The following is a 15,046-nucleotide window of genomic DNA, read 5'->3' as shown; positions in this document are numbered from 1 at the left end:
CATAAACATTCATGTTTAAAAAAATTCTGTTGTTGCTCATTTTTACAAGCACTTCTTTGTTTTCTCAATCAAATTGGGGGAAATTTAAACAGCTGTCTACTCCAAAAAAGGTTTGGGTGTTTTTTCATCCATTCAAAGCTAAAAAAGCATTGCTTATTTCAAAAGAAGCAAATAGAGTTGCGGACTCCATACAAAAATCACCTTTATTAGATGGTGATGCTTCTGGTGGGCAAGTAGACGCTTTTCGTCATGCTTTTTGGATGGCTCGTTTACGTCAAAAAATAGGTAAAAAGGCTGCCCGCTCTCTAGGTAGAGCTCATGAAAAAGAAAATTATCAGACTTTTCAAAAGCGTAAATTAGAAGATGGTGTTGTTCCTGATAAAATATCTTCTTCTATGGATTTATTTAATAATGATGTTGGGTTAACTTTTACTAAAAAAGGAAGTGTAGCCTCTAAAGAAGGATTGATTTATCAGATAATAAACGCCATACATCAAGGAAGATTAAAGATTATTAAAAAAGATAAACGAGGTAAGTTTTTAACTTGTAAAGGTGCTGTTATTTCAAATGAATCGTTACAAGGGAAATGGGTAAATAATAAGTGTTTGGTGTTTTCTAATAAAAAAAGTTGATGCAAAAAGTATATTTTATCTCAGGCACTATGTGTACCATTGATTTATGGCAATTTGTGTTTCCTAAATTAGAAAATGTAAAGCTAATTCATATTGATATTACGCATGCTATTTCTTTTAGTGAAATTAATAATATTATTTTAACTGAAATTGAAGAGCCAGCGATAATTGTAGGGTTTTCTTTAGGTGGGTTTTCTGCTATGAATTTCGCTGTTACTTATCCAGAAAAGTTAAAGCAATTAGTAGTAATTGCAGCGAATACTAACGGATTGAATCAGAATGAAATTCAATTACGAAAAAGCACAATTGATTTTTTAGAGAAACATAAATATAAAGGTATTTCAAAAGTTAGAATTCAGCAGTTTCTCCATTTTAGCAACCATCAAAATGAAAAAGTTATATCTATTATCAAAAAAATGGATAGTGATTTAGGTAAAGAGGTTTTAATACGTCAACTAAAAGCTACTTCTTCAAGAGTTGATATTTCTGAGGAAGTTTCAAAATTAAAAATCCCTATTTTATTTATTTCGGCCGAAAATGATGCTTTAGTTTCATCAAAAGAGATAAAAGTGATTGCTAATAATGCCTTAAAGGGGAGGCATGTTAGTGTTAAAAACTGTGGACATATGATTCCTCTTGAAAAACCAGAAGAGATAGCTGAGATGCTAAAAATCATAATATAGTTGCTAAAAAAATAATCCTTAAGGTTAAATCTTCAAGGATTATTTTAGATTAAAACGTACTTTACTATTTAAAATTTTAAAATGGGGGGATTTCAATTTTTAGATTAAATTTTTTCCCACCAACATCCTAAACAGTTAACGGAAGTATTACAGCCACTTCCTGTGTCTAATCTTTTTTCAATACCTCCATTATTTGTAGCATATGCGCAATAACGAACGTCTAATTTTCCTCCTAGAATTTCTTTTTGTTTTTTTTTTTTGTAAGAATTGATGACTTTAAAAAATCTAATTGAGTTTTCATTTTCTTTTACTTTTTGGTTAGTTATTTCAAAACTAAGTGTTGTATTTTACTTTTCACTCACCCTTTTCGGGTGATTCTTTTAAGCTGTTGATATCGTTATGTACTGTTTATCAGTTTGTAATAGTGTTTTTCATTTTCTACTAATGATTAGTGAAAGCAGTTTATTTATACCCATTCTAAATATTTAATAAAACAATTCGTAAAGTTTGTTCAAGTAGCATGTACCACTTAAATTTGTACTTATTATTTAATCAATAAACAAAATAATGAGCGGATTACTAAAATCTTCTATCGGAAGAAAGTTTGCCATGGCACTTTCGGCATTCTTCCTGATGTTTTTCTTATTACAACATTTTGCAATTAACATTACCTCGATTTTTCCAGATGATGGAGCAACATTCAATAAAATGTCGCACTTTATGGGGACAAACCCGTTAATTCAATATGTAATGCAACCTGTATTAATTTTCGGAGTTGTTTTTCACTTTGTAATGGGATTCGTCTTAGAATTAAAAAACAAGAGTGCACGTAAAGTAAGTTATGCTAAAAATAACGGAGCAGCTAATTCTACTTGGATGAGCAGAAACATGATTTGGTCTGGTTTAGCGATTTTGGCGTTCGTGGTATTACACTTTATTGATTTTTGGTTTCCAGAAATCAACACCAAATTTATAAAAGGTGATTGGAGTGGATTACATGATGGAGAGTTAAGATACTTCCATGAGTTACAACACAAATTTTTAAACCCAGCAAGAGTTGGTGCTTACGTTGTAGCATTCGGATTCTTAGCAATGCACTTATTACATGGGTTTAATTCTGCATTCCAATCAGTTGGAGCAAACAATAAATATACTAAAGGATTGAAAACATTTAGTAAAGTTTATGCAATAGGTATTCCTGTTGGATTTATAATTATCGCTTTATTTCACCATTTCAATCAATAATACGAAACAAGTATGGCAACTTTAGATTCAAAAATTCCAAAAGGTCCATTAAAAGATAAATGGACAACTTATAAAGATAAAATTGACTTGGTAAACCCTGCCAACAAACGTTTAATAGATGTTATTGTTGTAGGTACAGGTTTAGCAGGTGGTTCTGCTTCAGCTACATTAGCTGAGTTAGGATACAACGTAAAAGCTTTTGCTTATCAAGATTCACCTCGTAGAGCACACTCTATTGCTGCTCAAGGAGGAATCAATGCTGCAAAAAATTATCAAGGTGATGGTGATTCATTTTACCGTTTATTCTATGATACTGTAAAAGGAGGAGATTACCGTTCACGTGAAGCAAACGTTCATCGTTTAGCTGAGGTTTCTGCAAATATTATTGATCAATGTGTAGCACAAGGAGTTCCTTTTGCTCGTGATTATGGTGGTTTGTTAGATAACCGTTCGTTTGGTGGAGTATTAGTATCTCGTACTTTTTATGCAAAAGGTCAAACTGGACAACAATTATTGTTAGGAGCATATTCTGCAATGAATCGTCAAATTGCTCGTGGTAAGATTGAAATGTTCAATCGTCATGAAATGTTAGATGTAGTTATTGTTGATGGAAAAGCTCGTGGTATTATAGCTCGTAATTTGGTTACTGGTGAAATAGAGCGTCATTCTGCTCACGCAGTAGTTATTGCTTCAGGAGGGTATGGAAATGTATATTTCTTATCAACTAACGCAATGGGTTCTAATGCAACTGCAGCATGGAAAATACATAAAAAAGGAGCGTATTTCGCTAACCCTTGTTATACACAAATTCACCCAACGTGTATTCCACGTTCAGGAGATTATCAGTCTAAGTTAACGTTAATGTCAGAATCATTACGTAATGATGGACGTATCTGGGTACCAAAAAACATGGAAGATGTAATGGCAATTAGAGAAGGTCGTAAAAAGCCAACTGATTTGTCAGAAGATGAAAGAGATTATTATTTAGAAAGAAGATATCCTGCATTTGGTAACTTAGTACCTCGTGATGTTGCCTCACGTGCAGCAAAAGAGAGATGTGATGCTGGTTTTGGTGTTAACGCAACTGGTGAGGCTGTATATTTAGATTTTAAATCAGCTATTGACCGTTATGGTAAAGAGCAAGCAAAATTAAAAGGTATTAGTAATGCATCTGCTGCTAAGATATATGAATTAGGACAAGCTATTGTAGAAGCAAAATACGGTAACTTATTCCAAATGTATGAAAAGATTGTTGATGACAATCCATATGAAACACCAATGATGATTTATCCGGCAACACACTATACAATGGGTGGTGTTTGGGTTGATTATAACTTAATGACAACTGTTGATGGTTTATACTGTATTGGAGAGGCAAACTTCTCTGATCATGGAGCAAACCGTTTAGGGGCTTCTGCATTAATGCAAGGTTTAGCTGATGGGTATTTTGTATTACCATATACAATTGGAGATTATTTATCTGGAGATATTCGTACAGGTAAAATTCCTACAGATTCTAAAGAGTTTGATGAAGCTGAAAAAGAAGTTACGGATAGAATTAATTTCTTTGTAAATAATAAAGGAGAGCATTCAGTAGATTATTACCACAAAAAGTTAGGAAAAATTATGTGGGAAAAATGTGGAATGGCTCGTAACGAAAAAGGTTTAAAAGAAGCAATGGCTGAAATTAAAGCTTTACGTGAAGATTTCTGGAAAAATGTAACAGTACCTGGCGATGCGAATGAAATGAATCCTGAGCTAGAAAAAGCAGGTCGTGTAGCAGATTTCTTAGAGCTAGGTGAATTGTTTGCTAAAGATGCTTTAAATAGAAATGAATCTTGTGGAGGTCACTTTAGAGAAGAGTCTGTTGAGTTAGATGGGCTTCAAAAAGGTGAAGCTAAGCGTAATGATAAAGATTATGCATATGTAGCAGCTTGGGAATATAAAGGTGAACCAGCTGATGCAGTTTTACATAAAGAAGAATTAGAGTTTAACGATATTGAATTAAAACAACGTTCATACAAATAAGATAGTATTATGAATTTAACACTTAAAATTTGGCGTCAAAAGGGTGCAAGTGATAAAGGAAAGATGGTCGATTATAAAGTGACCGATATTTCTGAGCATATGTCTTTCTTAGAAATGATGGATGTATTAAATGAACAATTAATTAATCAAGGTGAAGAGCCTGTTGCTTTTGATCATGATTGTCGTGAAGGAATTTGCGGGATGTGTTCAATGTATATTAATGGAGAAGCTCATGGGCCTGATCGTGGTGTAACTACATGTCAATTACACATGCGTATGTTTAAAGATGGTGATACAATTACTATTGAACCATGGAGAGCTGCTGCTTTTCCTGTAATAAAAGATTTAGTAGTTGATAGAAGTTCTTTTGAACGTATTCAACAATCTGGTGGATATATTTCTGTAAATACTTCAGGAAATACTCAAGATGCTAACGCTATTCCTATTTCAAAAGAAGCTGCTGATAAAGCTATGGATGCTGCAACTTGTATTGGTTGTGGAGCATGTGTAGCAACTTGTAAAAATTCTTCTGCAATGTTATTTGTTGGTGCTAAGGTGTCTCAATACGCTTTATTACCTCAAGGACAAGTAGAAGCTACTGAACGTGTTAAAAACATGGTAGCTCAAATGGATTTAGAAGGTTTTGGTAACTGTACTAATACAGGAGCTTGTGAAATAGAGTGTCCTAAAGGTATTTCTTTAGAAAACATTGCTCGAATGAATTCTGAGTTTTTAAAAGCAAACTTCAAAGGATAAAAAATATTTTTTTTTGCATATAAAAAAAGCGAAGTTGATCAACTTCGCTTTTTTATATTCTTCACTTATTCCTAATATTAGAACGCTTAAGGTTTTTTTTATTTAGTAAGTGAAAATAGAGATACTTTTGATTTTTGTTGATTAACCAAGCATTAAAATTCGGGGGGATTGAAATGTAAAAACAATCACAAATTCAAAGGTTTTATAAGTTTATTTAAACTTATAAAAAAAACCTGAGTGAAAACTCAGGTTTTTGTTTGTTATACCAAATAGGTTAATTAGGTTTTATAATTAAACCTTGGTTTTATCTTTTTTTAATTTTGAAACAAATCCCTTTATTTTAATCATTGTTCTCTTGTTTTTAGCGTTTGAATAGATAGTTACCGCTTTTGAAAAACTTCCAGGTCTGTTTGTGTCATAAGAAACCTCTATTTGACCCTTTTTACCAGGCATAATCGGTTTTTCTGGTTTTTTTGGAACAGCACACCCACAAGTAGATTTAATCTCTTTAATTATTAAAGGAGCGTCTCCAATATTAGTAAATTCAAATGTTCTTGTTCCTTCAGATCCTTGAGCTATCTTTCCATAATTGATAGTCTCTTTTTCAAATTTGAACTCTTGGGCTGAACTTGTTATTGATAATAGGCAAATAACTGTAAATAATAATAATGTTTTCATAATATATAAATTTAGGGTATTACTGGTTTATTTCTGTTTTAATTTTCTTAATCATATTAGCTATGTTTTTATCATTAGGATCTAATTTTTGTGCTTTATTATAACTACTTAAAGCTTTATTATAATTTTTAGTGGTAAAATAAGCTTCACCTAAACTGTCAAAAACATTTGCTTTGTATGGGTACATTTTGGTGTTTAACTCAAAAACGAATACTGCCTTTTCTAGTTGATTTGAGCGTAATAATTTATACCCATAAGTGTTTAACTCTCTACTACCCTTTGTAAACTCAGCTAGTGAAGCGGCTAGTTTATTTTCTTCATTTTTTAATTCTTTAATTGTTTTTTTCTCCAGCATTTTATGTAAATACTCAACCACAATGTATTGTGGTGAATATTTTTTCCCACTTATTATAGTAAGTATGTCTCTTTCAAAATCTTGTTTTGGGTATTCTACTATTCGTGCTACTTCTTTGTTGTTTTTATAAAAAATGAATGTTGGCACTCTGTGTATATTTAATCCTTTTTCTTCTCCATTAGGAGATGCTTTATAGGCTTCTGGCTTTTTATCTACAGCAATCACCTCTAATTGACTTTTATTAAAATGAGTTTCATCAATTACTTTATAAAATTTTGGTAATTCTCGTTTACTATCTCCACACCAGCTTCCATAAAAAGCTTTAATAGTATAATTTTGAATAGAATCTTTTAATTGGGTTATAATTTTATCATTTGTTAAATAACTATCGTAATTTTTTTTAAACCATTTAAAATTTTCATTCTCAAAAGCTTTTTTGTTTGTTTTTCCCAAAAGCATTGGTTTTCCTTTACTATCTTTTGATAGAGTGTTGAGTTGTTGTCCTGTTATAAAATAGCTTGTTAGAAGAAAAATAATTGTTATCGTTTTTTTCATGTTATATTGATTATTAAACCTTATTTTTTAATTAAAGCTCCTATTGCATTGATTTTTCTAAATCTTGAAAAGGAATAATAGTTTTTACTTTATGACTTTCTACTGGCCAGGATTGAATAATAGTTTTTACATTCAATTTTAACTCTTGGATACTATTATATAATCCTCTTTGTCTAGCATTGGCTTTACCAATAACTCCTGTTTTTGGAATCCAACAAAGGTCATCTTGGAATAGTAGTTTTTCTTTAGGGAAGTAGTATATCAAGTAATCTTTAGTATGTGCTGACTTTTCTCCTATAAAGTAAATGTTCAACTTGTTTTTATTCCCAATTATAAGGCTATCTTGTATTGTTTGAGTTTTTAATTTTTTTGGTTCAAAGTGTAAACTATCAGGTTGAATACTATGGGGTGCATTCCCTATATATCCAATATATTCTTTACTAATTTTTGTACACAAAATAGTTGCTTCTTTATGTACAAAAGCTCTTACTCCTCCTAAATAGTGAGGATGATGATGACCAAAAACAAAATACTTTATTGGTTTAGAAGGAGCTATTTTTTTTACTTCCGATATAATAAGTTCTCCATTTCTACTATTAAGAGGCGCTTCTGCTACTAACATAAAATCTTCAAACTCAACAACCATAATTTTATCTTCAGTATGTATTAGATTTATGAAATGAATAAAATCATTGTACTTCTCTGTTTTTATTTGAGTTTTGTTTTCCGGTTTTGAAGTAATAAATCTGTAATCATTAGGTTTGTAAAGTAGCTGTAGTTTATCAGGTATTATTTCTAAGTTATAAATTGCTACTTTATCAACTACTTTTTCATTAATTTTTTTAATTTTAATTTTACTCGGATAGTTTAACGTTTTACTTTTTTTATACGATGAATATATATAAGATGTAACCACATCTCCATACAATTCATCGTAGGTTAAATAGGTGATTTTATTAATTAGATTTGTTGATTTATTGATATGTAATTCAACAGGGGTTTTACCAATATTTATTGAGTAAATGTTGCTTTCTGGGCTTGTTTTTGTGGCTAATTTATTTGTGTTTTCAACAAAATAATTAAGTAAATAAATAGGGGAGTACCTAGCAGATTTAATTAATTGTTCCAAGTACATTTTATTGGTAATTGGACTTAATGTTTTTTTACCATAATCTACATGCAATAATGTGTTTTTATAATATTCAATTTTAGAATAATATTTTCTTTTACGTTTGGTTGTTAATGTATCATTTTTTAAAAATCGGTTTTGATTAACCCATATATTTCCACAGATTGAATATTTTGTTTTTTCCCAGGGTTTAAAGTTATGTCCTAACTTATTTAACTCTTCATTAAAATAAAACGTAACAAGGTTTTTATCTATAATTTTACCCTGCTTTTCCCAACATTTTTTAAGAGGTGTAGTTGTTGAGAAAGACTCCATTGTTACTATTAAAACTGAAATAATTAAAAAGGGTATACTATAAATACGCACTTTTTGTTTTATGTTCAATGTTGTGTACTTGTTTCTCATATATTGGATGTAATGATCTTCACGAAAATATTACAGATCTAGCTAGTTAAAAAAAGATAAGTACCTACAACATAAAAACTTGTATTAACAACCTCAATACCGCAGTACGTACTATTTAAATAGTAGTTGATACTTGTTTTTTGATTAATGGAGCTATTTTCATACCTTCCTAAATAATTTATGCAAACACTAAAAAAACATAGTACACAAATACTAATTCATCTTCTTTTTTGGATGTTGTTTGTATTTGTATCTTTATTTGTTTTCACTCCCTATTATTGGGCTGAAAATCCATTTTTACAGTACTTTTTTATATTGGTTGTACTAGTTTATGTTAATAACCAATTATTGCTTCCATTTTTTGTAAGGAAGAAATGGTATCTTTTGTATACTCTTTTATTTCTTTTAATTTCATTTTTAGCAACACAATTATATTGTAATGTATTTGCACTTTGTGGTTGCTCAATTATGAAGTGCTTAAGTGATTATTTATGGCAAACTCTAGTACCGCTTATCTTTTTTGCATTTGTATGGATTTTATTCAGATATATTGATCAAACTAAGGAAGTAGAAAAGATTAAGCAAGAGAGAACAGAAATGGAATTGAAATTTTTAAAATCACAGATAAATCCACATGTTTTATTTAATAATTTAAATACAATTTATTCTTATTCAATTGAAAAACCGAATGAAACACCAGATTTGATTTTAAAATTATCAGATAATTTAAAACATGTTTTATACGAGAGTAATGCTAAAAAAGTTAGTTTAAAAAAGGAGATCCATTTTATTAAAAACTATATTGAGTTTCATAAAATTAGAACTGAAGGTCTTAAACAAATAAATTATGAAGTATTTGTTGATAAGGATTACCATCAAATAGCTCCTTTATTACTTATAACGATTATTGAAAACGCTTTTAAGCATAGTAGTGTTAATAGTATTGTAGATATACAATTAACGGTAAAAAACAACCGATTAAAGTGTGTTTGTAAAAATGATTATGATAATACTAAAAAAGTAAATGAAAATACAATAGGGTTAAATAACTTAAAAAAACGATTAGATTTATTGTATAAAGAAGATTATGAGTTGTTAGTAGAAAATCGTGGTCAATACATTGTTACACTTATATTAAACTTAGCGTAGGTAAATTATGAATTGTATTATAATAGAAGATGAAATGCCAGCGCAAAGAATTTTAAAAAATTATATTAATAAAATTCCTGATTTAACACTTCTTGATAATTTTCAAACAGCTACGAATGCTAATGAATTTTTTAAAAAAGAAACTGTTGATCTTGTGTTGTTAGATATAAATTTACCAGATATATCTGGGTTAGATTTTATTAAAACTATTAAAAATCCACCAAAAATTATCATGACAACAGCTTACCCAGATTATGCAGTTGATAGTTTTGAACTGGATACCATTGTTGATTATTTAGTGAAACCTTTTTCTTTTGATCGGTTTTTGAAGGCAATTAATAAAGCTGAAAATCGAATTAATCATCAGGAAAAAACACAAAAAAAAGCCATTTTTTTAAATATAGACAAAACAATACATAAACTATATGTAGAAGATATATTATATATAGAATCTGACAGAAATTATGTTACATTTTTTACTCAAAATAAAAAGCTAAGTGTTATTGATTCTTTAAAAAAGTGGGCAGAAGTATTGAGTTCAAAACAGTTTATTCAAATACATAAATCATATATTATAAATATAAAAAAGATTGAAAAATACTCAGGAAGTAACGTTTTTATAAATACACAAAAGCTTCCGTTAGGAAGAACGTATAAAAATAGTTTTTCAGAAAGTATTAATTCTAGTAAGAGTTAAATAGTATTACTAAGAAATATGCTTGCTTAGTTCATTTTTAAATTCAACTTTTTGATCTATAAAAATCGCTAAAGATGTTGCTTTTTTAGTGAAACCATAAAAACTGTTAAATGAAATTTCATTTTTTAAGTGTACAACTAAATTATGACCTAAAGAATTTCCAAAAGGTGAAAAATACTTAATAGTAGTTTTTTCTGGTAATTCTTTAGATGAAATTTCTATTTTTTCAATATTTTCAAAAGGTATAGCGGCTTTTGATAAAATACCAAACTTTAATATTAATTGTTTTTTTTCAGTATCAATATAACAAGGTCTTTTAGATAATGATTTCATAACTGCAATTACCTGAAGAGCAGTATAGGCACTTAAAATACCTAAAACTAATGAACCATTAATATTACCCTGTTTCATCATAGTGTGTGTAACAAACATTTCTATAATTACAACTAATAAAAAACCAAGAACTAAACTAATAGCCGTTCCTTCTTTATGATAGGTATACTCTAAATCATCATATTGTCGTTTTTTCCAATTTAAAAGACTATAGTAAATAACTGCAATTTCAGTAGCTAAAATAATTCCTGCTTTTGAAGGTAAAATTTTAGTACAAACCTGTTGGGCCTGATCAAAAAAATCTAAAGTAGCATCATTGTTTTTTCTTATTTCTTTGGCTGATTTTCGTACAGTTATAATTATATATACTAGTAAAGAAGTTTCTAATAATGGTATTAATACTACTTGTATTCTAGATAATACTTCTAAGTTTTCTTTTGGAAGAATATAATTTGAAATAACAAAACCTAAAATAAGAACAGTTATAATAGATTTTTTAGAGATCTCTTTTTTTCTAATTAAAAAGAAATGAACTAAAGGTATAGTAATTAAAAAATCGATTATTACAAAAGGAGATAAATTGGGAGTAAAAAAAGATGATTTTACCATTACTATAAGTGATAAAATCATCAATAAAGGAATTCCGTAAACTATTAAGCTTTCTCTTGTTTTAAAAGTATTTTGCATAACACATTTATTATTTAAATTACTACTATTAATTAGTAGCTTTAAAATGTGTTTTGTTACGGTTTTTTAGAATTATTTTCTCTTGTAAACGATACCGTTTTTCATTACAAAAACAACATTTTCCATAGTATTTATATTTACAGTAGGGTCTTCATTTACAGCAATAATATCAGCATAAAAACCTTTTTTTATTTGCCCAATTTCAGTGTCCATTTTTAAAATTTTGGCATTGGTTATGGTTGCTGCTTGAATTGTTTCCATAGCAGGCATACCTACCTCAACCATATACCCAAATTCTTTTCCATTATTACCATGCTTAAAAACACCAGCATCAGTACCAAAAGCAATACCAACTCCTTTTTTATATGCCTTTGCAAAAGTTCCTTGAATTTGAGGGCCAACTTTTAAAGCTTTTGGTACTACTATGTCAGGATAAAATCCTTTTATTTTAGCTTTTTCTTCTACTTCTTTTCCAGCGGTTATCGTTGGAACTAAGTATACATCGTTTTTAATCATTAATTCCATTGTTGTAGTACTCATGTAAGTACCGTGTTCAATAGTTTTAACTCCTCCTAAAATGGCACGTTGCATACCTTCATCACCATGAGCATGGGCAGCTACATGCATTCCATAATCTTTGGCTGTTTCACAAATAGCTTTAATTTCTTCAATGGTAAATTGAGGGTTATCTCCACTTTTAGCAACACTTAAAACACCACCCGTAGCCGTTATTTTAATACAATCAGCACCATTTTTATAACGTTGGCGTACAGCTTTTTTTGCATCTTCAACACTATTAACAACCCCTTCTTTAGGTCCAGGGTTACCTGTTAAAACTCTACTACTACCATTTGTTGGGTCAGCATGACCTCCAGTGGTTGCTAATGACTTACCTGCAGTGAAAACTCTTGGCCCTGGAATTTTACCAGCGTCAATAGCTTTTCTAATAGCAATGTTTACTCCAGTACCACCTAAATCTCTAACAGTTGTAAAACCTTTTAACAATGTTGTTTTTGCAAAACCAACGGAATTAAAAGCAACATCAGCTTCATTTAAAATATATCTATTTAAACGTGTTTTAGCACTAAATTCTTGCTCTATATGCACATGCATATCAATAAGCCCAGCCATAACCACTTTGTTCTTTAAATCGATTGTTTTTGCAGTTTTACTTTTTGGAGCTACATAACCATCAATAACATTAACAATTTTATTTTGTTCAACTATAATTGTTTGTTTTTCTTTGATTTTTCCTTCTTTGGTATCAACTAATTTACCACACAATATATACGTAGTTTGAGCTTGAATTGAAATAGTTGTGATTAGAAGTAATAGTAGAAATTTTATTTTAGTCATAGTATATCGTGGTTAATAAAACCCTAAATATAAGCTTTTAAAAAACTAAATAATAGTACTCTTTAGAATTCACAAAAAAGTTTGTTTTTAATAAATTTTAATGAGAAATAAGAAAATATAAAGTTTATTGTTTAAAAGATTGATAATTTAGAAGCTGTAGTAAACTTTTCTAAAAATTGTATTCCTTTAAAAGAGTTTCCTTTTTTATTTAACTTTGGACTCCAAACTGTAATTGCATAATGTCCAGGATGTACAGCAACAATACCACCTCCAACACCACTTTTACCAGGTAAACCCACCTTAAAAGCAAATTCACCAGACTCATCATAAAAACCACATGTTTGCATCAGAGCATTGATTCTTTTAGATTGACTTTGTGTTAAAACTTGATTATTAGTATGTGGATTTATACCCTTATTAGCTAAAAACAAAAAAGTGTTTGATAGTTCTTTAGCACTCATTTCAAGAGAACAGATATCAAAATAAAAATCTAGTACTTCAGAAGGGGCGTTTTGAATGTTATTAAAAGACTTTATAAAATTACACAGGGCAATGTTTCTATAGCCAACAGATTTTTCAGAAGTAGCTATTTTACTAGAATAGTTAATTTTTTCAGAACCAGATAAATTTCTGATAAAAGATAAAAAATCCTCTTTAGGATACTTTAATTTACTTAATAAAATATCAGCTATAACTATAGCACCAGCATTAATGAATGGGTTTCTAGGTATTCCTTTATCGGTTTCAAGTTGTATTAATGAATTATAACTTGTGCCAGAAGGTTCAACACCTAATCTATTCCAAATGGTTTCACCAAGTATGTTGTATGCTAAACTTAATGACAATACTTTTGAAATACTTTGAATAGAAAACTTTTCAGCATAGTCACCAACTCCGTAATTAGAGTTATTGGTTGAAGCAATGTATATACCAAATTTATTAGTGTCAATATTTTGTAATTCAGGGATATAAGAAGCGATTTCCCCTGTATCTTCAATCTTCTTTATTTCAAGAAAAAGACGTTGTATAATAGTATCAAAACTCATTTGTTTATTCTACTTTTTTATCATGTACTTTTGTAGGTACATGATTATTCCAAACTGTTAAAATATCAGTAGCAACACTTGCACCACTTCCTGCAGCTATAGCAAATTGACTTCTCCAACCAGCAAGCGTTCCACAAACATATAATCCTTCTTTTATTAAGTGATTAAAATTGCGTAGTTGAATTCTATCTTTCATGGCATTGGCCCTTGAATGACGTTCAATATATTGTTCAAGTCCAGCAATATCAAAAGGCTTTGAATAGTTTAATGCTATTACAACGTTTTTACTGAAATATTCATTTTTATTTGTAACAATTTTATACCCTTTTTTATCGTCAAGCACAGCAACAACTTTTTCGTTTTCTATTTGAGAAACGTTTGGATATAAGTTTTTTAATTGGTCTCTACCTTCTGTTAAAATATCTTTACCTAAGGTGCCAGCTGGTAATCCTAAAACATTATTAAATAAAGCATCTTTTAAATGTGAAGAACGTTGATGTAAAATTATACCAACTTTTTTATTTAAAGCATATTCTTTTTTTTGAGCAGACCCTAAAACTAAGGCACATTGCATACCAGCAACACCACCTCCAACAATTAAAGTATTAAAAATCATTTACGCCATTAACATTTTAATGTTTGCAGCAAATAATTTAACAGCAATAGCTAATAATACTACACCAAATATTTTTCTAATAATTTTAATACCGTTTTGACCTATCATCTTTTCAATTCTAGCAGAAGTTTTTAATACCCCATAAATTAAAAATACATTTAAAAGGATAGCTATTAAAATGTTTTCCCAAGAATATTCAGCTCTTAAAGAAAGTAATGTAGTTAAACTACCAGGACCTGCTATTAATGGAAATGCAATTGGAAATACAGAAGCATTTAATGCTTCATCATCATCTTCTTTATATAGGGTAATACCTAAAATCATCTCTAAAGCAATAAAAAACAAAATAAAAGCTCCAGCTACCGCAAAAGAATGTACATCAATTCCTATAAAACCTAATAGCTGTTCTCCTAAAAACAGAAATATTATCATAATAACACCAGCAATAACAGATGCTTTTTCTGATTGTATATGTCCTACTTTTTTACGTAAGTCAATAATTATGGGTATGTTACCAATAATATCGATTACCGCAAATAATACCATAAAGGCTGTAAAAATTTCTTTTAAATTAAAATTCATGATACATTGTTTTTCATCTGCAAAATTAGATAAGTAAACTTACAATCTGTTATTTTTGCATTAAATTTTACACAAACGTAATATAAGACTTTATCTTTTAGTTTGTGAAATTAA

At 29.4% G+C, this 15,046-nt stretch carries 15 protein-coding genes; 7 read left to right on the top strand and 8 right to left on the bottom strand.

The window, feature by feature from the left end; all coding sequences use genetic code 11:
- Window positions 1–11: 11 nt before the first annotated feature.
- From ACKTTQ_RS04220 to ACKTTQ_RS04200, 5 genes are all read left to right on the top strand, one after another.
- The gene (locus tag ACKTTQ_RS04220) at window positions 12–632 is read left to right on the top strand and encodes a DUF6973 domain-containing protein (protein ID WP_113786211.1); all 621 of its coding nucleotides are present in this window, start codon (window positions 12–14) and stop codon (window positions 630–632) included.
- Complete coding sequence (locus tag ACKTTQ_RS04215; protein WP_408048484.1) at window positions 632–1,315, top strand: alpha/beta fold hydrolase; 684 nt, start codon at window positions 632–634, stop codon at window positions 1,313–1,315. Before ACKTTQ_RS04220 ends, ACKTTQ_RS04215 begins: the two co-directional genes overlap by 1 nt.
- A gap of 567 nt (window positions 1,316–1,882) precedes the next feature.
- On the top strand, window positions 1,883–2,560 hold the full coding sequence (locus ACKTTQ_RS04210; RefSeq protein ID WP_093869595.1) for a succinate dehydrogenase cytochrome b subunit: 678 nt from the start codon (window positions 1,883–1,885) through the stop codon (window positions 2,558–2,560).
- Between the two features lie 12 nt (window positions 2,561–2,572).
- Window positions 2,573–4,588 (top strand): fumarate reductase/succinate dehydrogenase flavoprotein subunit, encoded by a 2,016-nt coding sequence (locus ACKTTQ_RS04205; protein WP_408048483.1) that lies wholly within the window; start codon window positions 2,573–2,575, stop codon window positions 4,586–4,588.
- Window positions 4,589–4,597: 9 nt separating this feature from the next.
- Window positions 4,598–5,344, top strand: a complete 747-nt coding sequence (locus ACKTTQ_RS04200) for a succinate dehydrogenase/fumarate reductase iron-sulfur subunit (protein ID WP_093869597.1) — start codon at window positions 4,598–4,600, stop codon at window positions 5,342–5,344.
- Between the two features lie 291 nt (window positions 5,345–5,635).
- Here ACKTTQ_RS04200 and ACKTTQ_RS04195 read toward each other — a convergent pair whose 3' ends face one another.
- The 3 genes from ACKTTQ_RS04195 to ACKTTQ_RS04185 are packed head-to-tail and all read right to left on the bottom strand — an operon-like array spanning window position 5,636 to window position 8,466.
- Window positions 5,636–6,022, bottom strand: coding sequence for a DUF1573 domain-containing protein (locus tag ACKTTQ_RS04195; RefSeq protein WP_093869598.1), 387 nt, complete (start codon window positions 6,020–6,022; stop codon window positions 5,636–5,638).
- Window positions 6,023–6,041: 19 nt separating this feature from the next.
- Entirely contained in the window at window positions 6,042–6,932 is an 891-nt protein-coding gene (locus ACKTTQ_RS04190) for a tetratricopeptide repeat protein (protein WP_299132992.1), read from the bottom strand.
- A 40-nt stretch (window positions 6,933–6,972) separates the two neighbouring features.
- Window positions 6,973–8,466, bottom strand: a complete 1,494-nt coding sequence (locus tag ACKTTQ_RS04185; protein WP_408048482.1) for an MBL fold metallo-hydrolase — start codon at window positions 8,464–8,466, stop codon at window positions 6,973–6,975.
- Window positions 8,467–8,934: 468 nt separating this feature from the next.
- Between ACKTTQ_RS04185 and ACKTTQ_RS04180 the strand changes: the two genes are divergently transcribed.
- Complete coding sequence (locus tag ACKTTQ_RS04180) at window positions 8,935–9,615, top strand: sensor histidine kinase (RefSeq protein ID WP_233487122.1); 681 nt, start codon at window positions 8,935–8,937, stop codon at window positions 9,613–9,615.
- Between the two features lie 7 nt (window positions 9,616–9,622).
- Window positions 9,623–10,312: a LytR/AlgR family response regulator transcription factor gene (locus ACKTTQ_RS04175; RefSeq protein WP_093869601.1), complete on the top strand. Its 690-nt coding sequence runs from the start codon at window positions 9,623–9,625 to the stop codon at window positions 10,310–10,312.
- A gap of 9 nt (window positions 10,313–10,321) precedes the next feature.
- Here ACKTTQ_RS04175 and ACKTTQ_RS04170 read toward each other — a convergent pair whose 3' ends face one another.
- The 5 genes from ACKTTQ_RS04170 to ACKTTQ_RS04150 form a co-directional block, all read right to left on the bottom strand.
- The gene (locus ACKTTQ_RS04170; RefSeq protein ID WP_093869602.1) at window positions 10,322–11,332 is read right to left on the bottom strand and encodes a hypothetical protein; all 1,011 of its coding nucleotides are present in this window, start codon (window positions 11,330–11,332) and stop codon (window positions 10,322–10,324) included.
- A gap of 72 nt (window positions 11,333–11,404) precedes the next feature.
- Complete coding sequence (locus ACKTTQ_RS04165) at window positions 11,405–12,688, bottom strand: metal-dependent hydrolase family protein (protein WP_093869603.1); 1,284 nt, start codon at window positions 12,686–12,688, stop codon at window positions 11,405–11,407.
- A gap of 131 nt (window positions 12,689–12,819) precedes the next feature.
- Window positions 12,820–13,734 (bottom strand): glutaminase, encoded by a 915-nt coding sequence (locus ACKTTQ_RS04160; protein WP_113786202.1) that lies wholly within the window; start codon window positions 13,732–13,734, stop codon window positions 12,820–12,822.
- Window positions 13,735–13,738: 4 nt separating this feature from the next.
- Window positions 13,739–14,350: an FAD-dependent oxidoreductase gene (locus ACKTTQ_RS04155; protein WP_093869605.1), complete on the bottom strand. Its 612-nt coding sequence runs from the start codon at window positions 14,348–14,350 to the stop codon at window positions 13,739–13,741.
- Window positions 14,351–14,932 carry a MarC family protein gene (locus tag ACKTTQ_RS04150; protein ID WP_093869606.1) on the bottom strand — a complete coding sequence of 194 codons (582 nt, stop codon included), beginning with the start codon at window positions 14,930–14,932 and terminating at the stop codon, window positions 14,351–14,353.
- Window positions 14,933–15,046 lie beyond the last annotated feature (114 nt).

The sequence above is a fragment of the Tenacibaculum halocynthiae genome, assembly GCF_964512825.1.
Lineage (GTDB): Bacteria > Bacteroidota > Bacteroidia > Flavobacteriales > Flavobacteriaceae > Polaribacter > Polaribacter halocynthiae.
This window is presented reverse-complemented; position numbering and strand designations above follow the sequence as displayed.